The organism is Methyloceanibacter marginalis (assembly GCF_001723295.1).
GTDB classification, from domain to species: domain Bacteria; phylum Pseudomonadota; class Alphaproteobacteria; order Rhizobiales; family Methyloligellaceae; genus Methyloceanibacter; species Methyloceanibacter marginalis.
The window spans coordinates 1-11,843 of the sequence record NZ_LPWD01000422.1 but is presented as its reverse complement, the minus strand read 5'-3'; the positions used below and the strand labels follow the sequence as shown (position 1 = coordinate 11,843).

Genomic DNA, 11,843 nt, shown 5'->3' with positions numbered 1-11,843 from the left:
GCGCCGCGCGCCGTACCGGTCGGTCCATAGGCCACGATGTCGCCGCCGAGCCGACTCTGTAGGGGAAGCGCCCCGTCGCAATGATCGCGGTGGCTATGGGTGATGAGGATATGGCTGATGCGTTCGCCCCGTGTCGCCGCGGCGATGGCTGAAAGATGGGCCTCGTCCGCGGGGCCGGGATCGATCACGGCGACGTCGCCCGAGCCGACGAGATAGGTGTTGGTGCCGAGAAAGGTGTAGGGGCCCGGATTGTTGGCCACGATGCGCCGCACCCCGGGCGCCACGTCTTCGGGCACGCCGTAGTCGACATCCACGCTACGATTGAAGGCAAGCTCCGCCGACATGGTGTTTGGACGCTTTTTTTGGTCTTCTCGTGAACCCGCGCGGCATTCTAGCGGAGCGGTCGCCGGGAAACAGGGCTGCCGCCCCGGCAGCGTTAAATTTCCCATGGCTTTTTGCGCAAAATATGACTGTTTTCCGGCGCCTTGGGGCCCATTTGCCGCGTGACACTAGGGCGGGAAAACCAGCAGCCGGCGAACACACAAGAAGTGGTCGGAGTGGCAGGATTTGAACCTGCGACCCCCTCGTCCCGAACGAGGTGCGCTACCAAGCTGCGCTACACTCCGCCTGGCTGAAGAGGGACGTATATAGACGGAGAGGCCACGCCCCGCAACACGGCCGATCAGGGGCCCCAGAGCGCCGATCCCGCGCCATTAAGGCGCATTGTGGAAGCGTGTGCGGCCTCGTATGCCACACTCAATCCGCTAGGCATCGTCGATTCTCGCCGAAACGGGGCAGCCGCCGCCGCAAGACCTGCGCGTGGGGGCTCCACCCATGCCTGGTTTGAGAGAGGCGTTCGCCAGAAATGGGGAGGCATCGTTGAGGTCCAGGCGCTCCCGCAGCGGCCCGACCTTCGCCGAGCTCTATACGCCGAAGCTCGTCACCGTGCTTCGCGAGGGCTACGGGTTCGCCGACTTCCGCGCCGACGCCATCGCCGGGCTTACGGTGGCCATCGTCGCATTGCCCCTGTCCATGGCGATCGCCATTGCCTCGGGAGTCGGCCCGGAGCGGGGGATCTTCACCGCGATCGTTGGCGGTTTCCTGGTGTCGGCGCTGGGCGGCAGCCGCTTTCAGATCGGCGGCCCGGCCGGCGCCTTCATCGTCCTCGTTGCGGCCATCGTCGAACGGCACGGTTACGACGGGCTGGTGCTGGCGACGCTGGTGGCGGGATTGATTCTCATCGCGGCCGGGTTCCTGCGGCTCGGCACCTATATCAAGTACATTCCGTTTCCCGTCACCGTCGGTTTTACGGCGGGCATCGCCGTCATCATCTTCGCAAGTCAACTGAAAGAGCTGTTAGGCCTCGATCTGGGAAGCGAGCCGGCCGCCTTCGTGCCCAAGCTGGAAGCGTTGTGGAATGCACGGGCCACGATCAATCCAGAAGCCGTTGCCGTCGGCGCTGTGGCGCTTGCTGTTATCTTGGGCTTGCGCAAATGGCGCCCCGCCTGGCCCGGCTTTTTGATCGCGGTCGTTGCCGCTGCGCTGATGGCCTCAGGACTCGATCTCGACGTCGGCACCATTGCTTCGCGCTTTGGCGACTTGCCGCGCAACCTTCCCGAGCCGTCCTTGCCGCCGTTCAGTCTGGCCAAGCTTCAAGCCGTGCTGCCCGACGCGATCACCATTGCGCTGCTCGGCGCCATCGAGTCGCTGCTGTCGGCTGTGGTGGCCGATGGGATGTCGGGGCGCCGCCACCGCTCCAATTGCGAGCTGGTCGCCCAAGGCGTCGCAAATGTCGGCTCCACGATGTTCGGCGGCATTCCGGTCACCGGCGCCATCGCCCGCACCGCCACCAATGTCCGGGCGGGCGCCAAGGGGCCGGTATCCGGGATGCTCCATGCCGCCTATCTTCTGCTCTTCATGCTGGTGGCCGCGCCGCTCGCGGGCTACATCCCGCTCGCGGCGCTGGGCGCCGTGCTCGCCATCGTCGCCTGGAACATGGCGGAGCGGGAGGACTTTGTCGTTCTTCTCGGCGCTTCCGCCGGCGACCGGCTGGTTTTGCTCACCACCTTTCTGCTGACGATCTTCGTGGATCTCGCCACCGGCATTGCCGTCGGCGTCGTTCTCGGCGCCTTCGTGTTCCTGCACCGCATGGCCGAGAGCGTCGAGGTGGCGGGAGAGACGCAATTGATCGCCGAGGACCGGGCCGACGATTACGCCGGCCGCACCTCATACGATCCCGCCGCCTCGGCGGATCGCGACATCGTCGTCTATCGGATCAGCGGGGCCTTTTTCTTCGGTGCGGTGTCGGCCGTGAGCGGTGTGCTCGAACGGATCGGCGAGATGCCGCGCGTTCTGGTGCTCGATTTTTCCGAGGTGCCGATCGTCGACTCCACGGCGGCGAAGGCGCTTCAGCGCTTCGCCGGGAAGCTCACCAAGTCGGGGTCGATGGTGTTCCTCGCCGGCGCCTCGCCCGGCGTGCGCCGCGTCCTGATCCAGGCGGGGTTGGCCAAGCCCTTGGTGCGCTACGCCAAGTCGGCCGAGCAGGCCGTATCGCTCGCCAAACCCAAGATCGGACCGGAGACAGGGGCCTAGCATGACGTTGCCGAGGCCCGCCGATCCTGGTAGGAGAGCAGCCGCCTGCCATATGTTTCGCGTATCGCGGGCTCCTCTCGAAAGCAGAGCGCATTGGGGCGTAGCCAAGCGGTAAGGCATCGGGTTTTGATCCCGTGATCCCAGGTTCGAATCCTGCGCCCCAGCCAGCTGAAGGTATTGATATAGCACGAAAATTCGTGTTTCACGGAACCTCCCTTTTTCGGGCGGTTTCCGGGGTATTTGCCCTCCGTCCCTGCGCCCTTGAAGCGACAGAGACGCTATTGCGGGAACCGAGGGGCGCCGTTTGCGCGAACGTCTCTCGGGGGGCATTTGGGGGTCAACATTTTCGTACGAGTGCATCGGAAAACATCGCGCAGCAACGTGCGCAAAGCTCGCCCTATTGTCGCTGAAACCCGAGCATCTTGCGCTGTTCGGCCCAGGCGGTGGGGAGTTTGAGCGCCAGCCGTGTCAGTCGCTTCGCGCTGAGCTCCGGCGGCTGTTTACCGTTGATGATGGCCGTGACGATATCCGGTGCTAGTGACGGAAGCCGCAGAAGGCGAGACAAGTAGCCGATGGTCAGCCGTTCTTGGCTGGCAATGGCCGGCACGGTCAGACCAGGATCTTCCATCAGACGGTCTTGGAAATCATGCGCGCGCGCAATGATCCGGAGCAACCCGGGATCGGCCGCCGCTCGGTCGTCGGCGTTGTGCACGACCAGCTTCATCTCGCGACCGACACGCCGGAGCCGTGCCTTCACTTTGAGTTTCAGAGTATCATCGGACTTATTGCGGGACCTCTGAGGTGGTCCAAGCGCGTCTATCGACTGCGCCTGGAGTAGGTCCTGAAGCTGTTGTCGATAGAGTCGAATCTCGACGTGCTCCGCTTTGATGTCGACCCGACTGAGGAGCGTCATGAGGATGGATCGGACTACGTCTGGGGCAAGAGTCGGAAGTTCCCCTGAGATCTGGCGGCCGCTTGCGATCAGTCTCTTCTGCCCAACTCCGTTCTGTTCCGCATCGCTGATAGCGCTCAGCAATGCCCTGGGTCAGCAAGGAAGGTGCGGAGCCGTCCAATGACCAAGCTCTCTAGGTTGCCGGCGGGAATCCGCCGCCCTTGCGAGTGATCCTTGGCAGCTCCCGTGATCAGTGACTTCGAGACGTAATACCGGTAGCGCGTACCTTTCTTGACGGCATGGGTGGGCGTCAATCGTTCACCGGTGTCGTCGAAGGCTAACCCGGCCAGGAGACTGGGATATTTTGCGTCGGCACCTGTAGCCCGGTCGACCCGGTTCTCGGCGAGGACAGCCTGGACGTTGTCCCAAAGAGTTTGGTCCAGGATGGCCTTATGCTCTCCGGGATAGGCGCTGCCTTTGTGCGTGATCTCGCCGCGATAGATGCGGTTCTGCAGCATGAGATAGAGGGCGCCGCGGGAGAGCTTGTGACCACCATAGACAGTTCTATCGGCGAAGGTGCGGCGTTTGCTGCGGATCCCCGCGGTATCGAGTTCTTCCTTAAGGGCGCGCACCGACCGGAGTTGGACGTAACGGCGGAATATATGGACGACGGTGCGAGCCTCTTCTGCATTAATGACAAGCTTCCGGTCCCGAACCACGTAGCCGAGCGGCGGCAGGCCACCCATCCACATGCCCTTCTTCTTCGACGCGGCGATCTTGTCCCGGATCCGTTCGCCGGCCAGTTCCCGCTCGAACTGGGCAAAGGAAGAAGGATATTGAGCGTCAGTCGGCCCATGCTCGTGGTTGTGTTGAACTGCTGCGTGATCGAGACGAATGAGACCCCCCGCGCTTCGAAGACCTCCACGATCTTGGCGAAGTCGAACAGCGAGCGCGTCAGGCGGTCGATCTTGTAGACGACGACCACGTCGACTTTGCCTTCCGCGATATCGGCGAGAAGCCGTTGCAGGGCAGGGCGGTCTAGTGTTCCTCCTGAGTATCCGCCGTCGTCATACAAGGTGGGCAAGACCGACCATCCTTCATGCTTCTGGGAAAGAATGTAGGCAGCGCAAGCTTCGCGCTGCGCATCGAGTGAATTGAAGGCCTGTTCCAGACCTTCGTCCGACGACTTGCGGGTGTAGACGGCGCAACGCAGCCTTTTCGAAGAGCGAGACGCGGACTCATGTGACTTAGGCATTGCCAGTGCCCTTGTCAGAGCGTGTGCCGGCGCGGACGAGCCCGAAGAAGCGGGGACCCGACCAATGGGCACCCGTGATCTTCTTGGCGACTTTCGTGAGCGACGAATAGCTCGTCCCGCCATACTCAAAGCCGTCCTCCGTCACCGTGACCGTGTGCGTGCGGCCATGCCATTCGCGCACGAGCCGAGCGCCCGGCTTCAAAGTGAGGCCAGGATCTGGAGCTAAACGGCGCGTGGTCCGGAACATCTTCGCCAGCGTCTTCAGCTTGCGGCGGGTCGTCTTGCCGAGACCACCATGCTCGAGCTCCTGGCGCCGATAGGCGATTCCGCGAACGAGAAGATCGCGGCTGATCCTTGGTGGTTCGCAACGGTAAAGCCGACGCCATTCGACGCGGAGCGTGTCGAGGCTGGCGAGTGCAAAGTCGCCTTCGTGGACCTGCAATAGCCGCTTTAGTGAGGAGTTGGGCTCGTTGTCGCGATCTTCCGCGATCGGTTGGTTGGAGCTACGCATGACTGACCTCCTTGAAGCCCGAAATAGGGCTTTTGCACCGCCACAAGCCCGGAACAGGAGCCGGGCGCCAGGGCGTGTTCAGAGGTCAATCAGTCTGTCCGCCTCCACCACACACGCTCTCTTTGCTAGTGAAGTCCAGAGGAAAGTCTCAAGGGATTCCCGGCCAGCAGAACGACTGCAATCGACTGGAAAGCGGACCTGCCGTGCTCCTTCGAAGAAGTCCGCCCATGACCCTTAGCGGGCTTCCGATGGCAGGCCAGTTCAATGTCGGGTTCAGCCGCGCCCGGATAGAGCATCGAAGATCGGGCATGACTTTTGATCACCGGGTGTACACGCCTCGGTCATGTTCTCTAGTGCTTTCTCCAGCCGCTTCAGGCTGGCAATCTTGCCCCGCACGTCATCCAGGTGCCGAAGCGTCACTTTCCTTGCGGCGCAATCTTGCTTTCTATCCGACAAATCGAGCAATGTGCGAATGTCGTCCAACGAGAAACCGAGTTCACGGCTGCGACGAATGAAAGTCAGACGTTGCGAGTGATGTTCGTCATAAACGCGGTGTCTGCCCCGCGTACGTGGCGGGCTGGCGAGCAGCCCCACACGCTCGTAGTACCTAATCGTTTCGATATGAATGCCGGTCTCTGCGGCAAGCTTTCCGATTAGCATGGGTCGCTTTTAGGCTTGCATCTGTAGTGGCTACAGATTGTAGGGAGTATGTGAGCCGCCATCAACCCGGCTCTAGGAGAAAGCTATGATCGCTAAGTTGATACTAGCCAGCGGCTTGCTTCTGGCAATGGGGGCGACGGCTTATGCCCTTTGCCCCTTCTGCTAACACCGGCTTGATCGGTCGTCGTCGGCCTTGGTCGGCGACGGCCGACACCCAGCGTTGATTAACGGGCTCAATATGATTCAGCAGTCGGAAATTACCTGCCCACACTGCAACACCGCAAAGATAGAAACGATGCCGAGCAATGCCTGCCAGGTCTCTTATGAATGCACCGGATGCGGAACTATCCTTCGGCCAAAGTCGGGCGATTGCTGCGTCTTCTGTTCGTATGGCTCCGTGCCGTGCCCGCCAATTCAGGCCGAGCGTACGGGAAGACCGGAATAGCATCCTGCTCGGAAGGCTAAAATGCCTTCCTATGCGGCGGCACCATCGCGCCCACGCTCAAAGTCAGCTAATGGCACTTCCGCGACATAAGCTTGGCCGAGAGCCATGTCTGAACCTCGCGGACATCTCTCTGTGTGTGTCGAAGTTCGAATCCGGTCTGCTCAGCCAGCCAGTCTCGGGTTTTCTGGCTCTCTCCTGACACTCGGCAAACAGCCTTAAGGAAGCGCGGAATTGCGCCACTAGTTGACGGTGGGTTCGCCTCAAGAGAGCAGAGAGACGCGACTTTGGGCGGACATTAGGGGCTGTCTGTCGCTTTTTCTCAACTGGCCAGTTTCGGGGGTCGCACTTTCGGATGACCCGATGCTCTCACACCAACGGCCTACCATCATGATGTGTGTCGAACTTCGAATCCGATGCACTCAGCCACCTAGTCGCGGCCTTTCCGGCTCTCTCCAGACACTCGCCAAACAGAGCCCAAAAAGCGCGGAAATGCGCCGCTAGTCGTGGAGGATTCTGGCCAGCTTGAGTAGAGAGACGCAAACCTTCGCCGGAAGTGGGGGCCTTCTTGCCATTTTTCTCAGTGAGACAGTTTCGGGGTCACACTTCGCGGAGGATAGTCAGCATTATGATGCGTGTCGAACTTCGAGCCTCATGCTCTCAGTCACCTAGCCGCGACTTTTCTGGTTCGCTTCAGGCGCCCACCGCGCGTAGCGGGTCGCTAGACGAACCGGCTCAAATTGTCCCGCTTGACGCGAATATTGCAAAATCCGAGGGCGGTGTGCGGGCCGCGCTTAACGATTTATAATGTTGACAAAGGCCAGTATTATATTGTCACGCGAATCACGGGAGCTTACCTGAGAAACCATGGCTCCTAATTCTTCTCAGCTGTCCGCGCTGTCGAGGCTCTTCTCTTCTTCTGTTTTCCGCGAACTCGGCGCTAGGGGAAGATCGCCTCTTTTCAGCAGACTTATACGAGAGGCTTCTCTGCTCGATATTTGTCGTCCGTCAGCACGAGTGGCGGACGCTTTCGAGGCCGCCCTAACGATATTGCAGAACGGGGAGCACCGAGACGAATACGTATACAAAGCAGCTCTAACCCAGAACGTCTTGCTCGGGACCCATACGCTGAGAACCGCTTGCATGATCAACGAATTCAGAGTTGCCGACTGCAAGGCCGATACGGTGATCCTAAATGGGACCGCGGTTGTTTATGAGATTAAGTCGGAGCGCGACTCCCTGGCCCGGCTCGAAAAGCAGGTTGAAACGTACAAGAAGGTCTTCTCGAAAGTTTTCGTGATTGCGGGAGAGAATCACGTGGAGACAGTGCGGGATATGACGCCCAAAGACGTGGGTGTCATGTACCTCTCAAAGCGAAATAACATCTCCGAAGTTCGCAGCGCTCGCGACCGACCTGGTCGCATCTGTCCTCTCAGCGTGTTTGAGTCCATTCGCATGAGCGAGGCAAGAGAGATTCTGCAGCGTCTGGGCGTTTCAGTCCCCCAGGTTCCAAACACGGTCCTGCACGGAGTGCTTCGCGAAAAGTTTGTCAAGTTGCGCCCTGTGGATCTCCACTTTGAGATGGTTCGAACGTTGAAGCGGACGCGGAACTTGTTGCCGCTAGCGCAACTCGTTCATCGGCTGCCGCCGTCGCTCCGTCCCGCTGCGCTATACGTGCGGATGAAAAAGGCAGATCATGAGCGTGTGGTCCGCGCAGTATCGACGAGCGTTCGTGAAGCTATGAAGTGGACATAGGAATGTACCACCCATTCTTTCGAGGGAAGCAGTTCGAGCTCATAACAATTCGGGAAAACGCTGAGCTTCTTGCTGCGTCCAACTTCGTTCCTATCATCGAGCCGGTGAAAGAACCGATGAGCGGTCTTGAACGCACTCTTGATGCTGTGTGTTCTGCGGGAGGTTCGGCTGTTACGATCGTGAACCCGCATCATGGGGTCCTTGCGGATAGCACCGGAAGCATCTCGGACTTCTTAGCGGAGAAGTATCTTCCAAAACCGGAGATCGCCGCCGGCATCTTACTGAAGGATTATGCCACTACCGAAGAGGCGTTGGAGTGCTGGCAGAAGCACAAAGATCATCAAATTACGTTCATTCACGCCGGGTTTACTGATGCCAAGGCTCTTGCAAACGCGCTTGGATCGGACCTTGGCAAGACGCGTCATATCTTCTTCCAGAAGAAGTGTGGGACATTATACCGGAGACACTTTGAGGGCTGTCAACGCGTCCTACTGAATGATGGCTTTATCCAACGGCGCAATCGGGACCATCCGGATGTCCCAGAGTTCTTTTCCGACCTGCATATTACGTACCAAGAAGAAGGAATGGATGGGTTCGGCGATTTTCTGACCGTCGGTGACGAATTCTACGAAGCCGGGGGTCCGGCTTATACGATCGCTATCCACATCACGTTCATTGATCCCGACAACGACAACGCGATGTACATTCATCATTTCAAGTCAAAGCGCCAGGACACTCCTGCCGACCCTGCCGGCAAGTTTGCAGAGGCTCTAGACGGCTTAATTCGGCACTTAGACTCTCCTGACTCCAAAATTCTGGAGACAGAGGCGATCAAAGAATTCCGCTTGCTTCACGCGAAACGCCACTACCCAGGACTTGGCTATGTGAAAAAGTTGTCGATGCAGCACCATATCGAGACACTTGCCGATTATCTCGGGTGAGTCATGGACTGCTGCGCGAATTGCTTCGGCGATCAAGGTCTAACTGAAATCATCGAGGCTCGGTCGTCGGCTCGTGGCCGTTGCCCCTACTGCGAATCAGAAGACGTCGACTTGCTAGACCCGCGCTTGCTCGGCAACTACTTCAGCCAGCTCCTGCCGGTCTATGAACCTGCCGAGGACGGGAAGCTCCTAGTCGAGTGGTTCAAGGAAGATTGGTGTCTGTTTCAACACGAGCGGCTCGATGCGGTGCGGGCTAGCGCGTTACTGGCCGAAATTCTTGACGACGGGGACATCGTTAGAAGGAGCTTCGTGCCATCGACACGATACACAAGCGACCCCCCGGCTCAATGGGAGCAGCTCCGTTCAGAGCTGATGTACAAGAATCGCTATCATCCGGAGTCTCCGTTTGATAAGGATCGGCTTACCGCCCTGCTAGACTTTCTAGAAACAAAGGAGGTCGGTGCGACGTGGTACCGAGCACGCATCCAGCCAGACCAGCAGCCCCTAACATTGGACCAGATGGGACCGCCACCGAGTCGGTCGGTATCTCATGGCCGAGCAAACCCATCCGGCATTCCCTACCTCTATCTTGGCTCTACCGTTCAGACGGCGATATCTGAGATCAGGCCTCATACAGGTGAACTTGCTTGCGTGGCGACTTATGAGGTCCCTGCGGGTCTAAGGGTTGCTGACCTACGCAATCCGCGCAAGTTAGTGTCCCCGTTTCGTTTGGACGACGAAAACCAAGTAGGTCAAATGAGAATCGATGTCGGGTTTCTGGAACAGCTGGGAGACGAACTTACGCGGCCTGTCTTGCCTCAAGGAGCGGCGATCGACTACGTGCCGAGCCAATATCTCTGTGAGTTCATAAAGACGTGCAAGTTTGATGGAGTCATTTACAGAAGCTCTGTCAGCGACGGGATAAATCTTGCTCTTTTCAATCCCGACTCCGGACAGCGCCGAGAGCTACGCCTCTATAGGGTAACGCGAGTGTCTGTTGAGACGGCGCTGACTGGAATGACTACGTGATGTCTGCTGGCACCACTACTGACTTTCAATTCTCTATGAGCGTAATCTTCGACGAGACCAAAGAATTAGTCGAGTCGGTTTCAATTGAAGTGGAGCCCGTACGCGATCATTAGGGTGGCCGGGAGCATGAAGACTTATCGGTCCGAGAATCCTACATACGAGAGAGACCTTATTTCTAGATCGGAAGTAAGCCAACGCTCGCGTGTCTCTTGTGAGTCCAAACGCTGGTGACTCCGGCAGAATTCGAACCTGGCGACACTGACCGAACCACTCATGCGCTCGCGCGAGCGCCTTGACGAGGTTTGCATCGGGCTCGGCGGCACCGTCCTGCTGGTTTAGGACGACCAGCTTGGCTTCCACACCCCGCCGCCTAAACCTCACCGGCACCTCAAGCGTGACCGTGCTACGGCCTTTCGCCTCGGCAGTAAGGACGACTTCCCGATCGAGCAGGCGTGCGGATAAGGTCTTCCGCTCGACTTCGATCGTTACCTTGTCTTGCGCCACGACGGCCACGTTCTCTGCCTGGCTTGCAGGTGAGCCTGTTTCGCACGCATTAGCCAACTTCGCAGCGCGCGTGAGCATAGCGGAAACCAGATCTGGCGACTTCTTCTTGAAGGGCAAGACACCCAGCAACTTGCCGCGATCTCTTAGAAAGGCAGACAGTTGGCTGAGTACCAACTGCTCGATCTCGTGCGCGGGAAGGCGCCAGCCTTTGGCCTGCAACCCAGCTTCGCTTCTGTTGCCCTGACAGCTGACTTCGTGTTTTTCGGCCTTGGCCGCTACCAGCGAGCGCTCAACATAATACCGATACCGCCGACCGTGGTTGACTGCATGAGATGGCGTGAACGGCGCATCCTCCGCCGTGAACAGTAGACCTGCGAGCAGGCTCGGGTGCTTTGAACTCGTCCGGCCGCGCTGCGTCCGGCGTTAGCTGCGAGCTGCGCCTGAACCTTCTCCCAAGTCTCAGCGTCAATGATGGCCTCATGCTCGCCTTCCACTGTCCACGCACCACACGACCCGGCCGCGCTTGACCCAAAAATGAGCGTACGTCCCGTCGAGCTGTCTCACAGACGGGTGAATCGTCGGCCGCCCTATCAGGTCAATATTCACGCGCCATCGTGGACGCCGGCTCGTCATCAGCGAGAGCTGGATGATTTCATCGTGGTCCGATGGGCACCGCAGGAACGCCCATTTCCGGTAGCCCTTGCCCGCAACGACATATATCACGCCCGGCTCCATCAACTCTGGGGAAGGATGATCGGGGACCGTGCGCGCGAGAAGATCCGGCTTCGCAATGATGCCGAGCCGGATCAGCAGGGTCCGCACCATCGTCCTCACGGACTCCATGCTAATCGATCCTCCCGATGAAGGGATCGACATCGCCCTGGCCCCACAAAGACTCGCCCGAGCACACCGGGCACGCAGGACCGGGCCTATGGCCGGGGCGGCGATCCTCGCCTAAATGAAACTTGCGCACCCGGTTCGCGGCGGCGCCGTCCGGCCCCCGAAACCCCTGGAGCCGGTGAAGGAGTTCATTGACGCCCATGCAGGCAAGCTCGGTCGTGAAGGTGACGACGGCGGGCGCGGGGTTGCCTTCGCCAAGCACATAAGCTTCGGCCTTGCGCTGTTCGTATTTTTCGGGGTTTGCGCGCTTCATCGTCTCGCCTCGGGCGATTTCAGGATTGATGACCCCGCGGCACAGGAGGCAAGTGTGTGCAGGCGCGATCACCGTGACGCGGCCATCGAGCGCGCTGATCGACGGCGCG

Annotated in this window: 11 protein-coding genes, 2 tRNA genes and 2 pseudogenes; 6 read left to right on the top strand and 9 right to left on the bottom strand. The window is 59.4% G+C overall.

What is annotated here, in order from left to right:
- Both AUC71_RS14420 and AUC71_RS14415 read right to left on the bottom strand, forming a co-directional pair.
- Positions 1-344, bottom strand: a 344-nt coding sequence (locus AUC71_RS14420) for an MBL fold metallo-hydrolase (RefSeq protein ID WP_141701731.1), incomplete at its 3' end; no start/stop codon positions are given.
- A 205-nt stretch (positions 345-549) separates the two neighbouring features.
- Positions 550-626 (bottom strand) — tRNA-Pro (locus AUC71_RS14415).
- 208 nt (positions 627-834) lie between these two features.
- Between AUC71_RS14415 and AUC71_RS14410 the strand changes: the two genes are divergently transcribed.
- Together AUC71_RS14410 and AUC71_RS14405 are read left to right on the top strand one after the other, a co-directional pair.
- Positions 835-2,592 carry a SulP family inorganic anion transporter gene (locus tag AUC71_RS14410; protein ID WP_069624792.1) on the top strand — a complete coding sequence of 586 codons (1,758 nt, stop codon included), beginning with the start codon at positions 835-837 and terminating at the stop codon, positions 2,590-2,592.
- Positions 2,593-2,686: 94 nt separating this feature from the next.
- Positions 2,687-2,759, top strand: a tRNA-Gln gene (locus tag AUC71_RS14405).
- Positions 2,760-2,989: 230 nt separating this feature from the next.
- On the opposite strand, the gene AUC71_RS18915 is transcribed toward AUC71_RS14405, so the two are convergent.
- From AUC71_RS18915 to AUC71_RS14390, 5 genes and pseudogenes are all read right to left on the bottom strand, one after another.
- Complete coding sequence (locus tag AUC71_RS18915) at positions 2,990-3,316, bottom strand: hypothetical protein (protein WP_141701730.1); 327 nt, start codon at positions 3,314-3,316, stop codon at positions 2,990-2,992.
- A 305-nt stretch (positions 3,317-3,621) separates the two neighbouring features.
- Entirely contained in the window at positions 3,622-4,236 is a 615-nt protein-coding gene (locus AUC71_RS21520) for a recombinase family protein (RefSeq protein WP_244500980.1), read from the bottom strand.
- Positions 4,237-4,373: 137 nt separating this feature from the next.
- A pseudogene (locus AUC71_RS21515) lies at positions 4,374-4,739 on the bottom strand (recombinase family protein); the annotation flags it as partial.
- A complete protein-coding gene (locus tag AUC71_RS14395; RefSeq protein WP_083238429.1) occupies positions 4,732-5,250 on the bottom strand; it encodes a DUF2924 domain-containing protein in 519 nt (172 codons plus the stop codon). The pseudogene AUC71_RS21515 and the gene AUC71_RS14395, both read right to left, overlap by 8 nt.
- A 273-nt stretch (positions 5,251-5,523) precedes the next feature.
- Entirely contained in the window at positions 5,524-5,910 is a 387-nt protein-coding gene (locus AUC71_RS14390; protein ID WP_069624791.1) for a MerR family transcriptional regulator, read from the bottom strand.
- Between the two features lie 238 nt (positions 5,911-6,148).
- Here AUC71_RS14390 and AUC71_RS21510 point away from each other — a divergent pair, with 238 nt between their 5' ends.
- The 4 genes from AUC71_RS21510 to AUC71_RS14375 all read left to right on the top strand — a co-directional run bounded on the left by AUC71_RS21510 (position 6,149) and on the right by AUC71_RS14375 (position 10,077).
- On the top strand, positions 6,149-6,355 hold the full coding sequence (locus tag AUC71_RS21510; protein ID WP_083238428.1) for a GDCCVxC domain-containing (seleno)protein: 207 nt from the start codon (positions 6,149-6,151) through the stop codon (positions 6,353-6,355).
- 864 nt (positions 6,356-7,219) lie between these two features.
- A complete protein-coding gene (locus AUC71_RS14385) occupies positions 7,220-8,107 on the top strand; it encodes a sce7726 family protein (RefSeq protein ID WP_069624790.1) in 888 nt (295 codons plus the stop codon).
- Between the two features lie 2 nt (positions 8,108-8,109).
- Positions 8,110-9,048, top strand: coding sequence for a sce7725 family protein (locus AUC71_RS14380; RefSeq protein ID WP_069624789.1), 939 nt, complete (start codon positions 8,110-8,112; stop codon positions 9,046-9,048).
- Between the two features lie 126 nt (positions 9,049-9,174).
- Positions 9,175-10,077, top strand: a complete 903-nt coding sequence (locus AUC71_RS14375; protein WP_244500979.1) for an RES family NAD+ phosphorylase — start codon at positions 9,175-9,177, stop codon at positions 10,075-10,077.
- Positions 10,078-11,058: 981 nt separating this feature from the next.
- On the opposite strand, the gene AUC71_RS14365 is transcribed toward AUC71_RS14375, so the two are convergent.
- The gene (locus AUC71_RS14365) at positions 11,059-11,424 is read right to left on the bottom strand and encodes a ubiquitination-like system serine protease family protein (protein ID WP_083238427.1); all 366 of its coding nucleotides are present in this window, start codon (positions 11,422-11,424) and stop codon (positions 11,059-11,061) included.
- A 1-nt stretch (position 11,425) separates the two neighbouring features.
- A pseudogene (locus tag AUC71_RS19770) lies at positions 11,426-11,843 on the bottom strand (ThiF family adenylyltransferase); the annotation flags it as partial.

What these genes read in the sequence shown, in the direction of transcription:
- AUC71_RS14395 (WP_083238429.1), bottom strand. Translation starts at nt 5,250, where the DNA reads ATGCGTAGCTCCAACCAACCGATCGCGGAAGATCGCGACAACGAGCCC.
- AUC71_RS18915 (WP_141701730.1), bottom strand. Translation starts at nt 3,316, where the DNA reads ATGAAGCTGGTCGTGCACAACGCCGACGACCGAGCGGCGGCCGATCCC.
- AUC71_RS14390 (WP_069624791.1), bottom strand. Translation starts at nt 5,910, where the DNA reads ATGCTAATCGGAAAGCTTGCCGCAGAGACCGGCATTCATATCGAAACG.
- AUC71_RS14385 (WP_069624790.1), top strand. Translation starts at nt 7,220, where the DNA reads ATGGCTCCTAATTCTTCTCAGCTGTCCGCGCTGTCGAGGCTCTTCTCT.
- AUC71_RS14365 (WP_083238427.1), bottom strand. Translation starts at nt 11,424, where the DNA reads ATGGAGTCCGTGAGGACGATGGTGCGGACCCTGCTGATCCGGCTCGGC.
- AUC71_RS21510 (WP_083238428.1), top strand. Translation starts at nt 6,149, where the DNA reads ATGATTCAGCAGTCGGAAATTACCTGCCCACACTGCAACACCGCAAAG.
- AUC71_RS21520 (WP_244500980.1), bottom strand. Translation starts at nt 4,236, where the DNA reads ATGTGGATGGGTGGCCTGCCGCCGCTCGGCTACGTGGTTCGGGACCGG.
- AUC71_RS14380 (WP_069624789.1), top strand. Translation starts at nt 8,110, where the DNA reads ATGTACCACCCATTCTTTCGAGGGAAGCAGTTCGAGCTCATAACAATT.
- AUC71_RS14410 (WP_069624792.1), top strand. Translation starts at nt 835, where the DNA reads ATGCCTGGTTTGAGAGAGGCGTTCGCCAGAAATGGGGAGGCATCGTTG.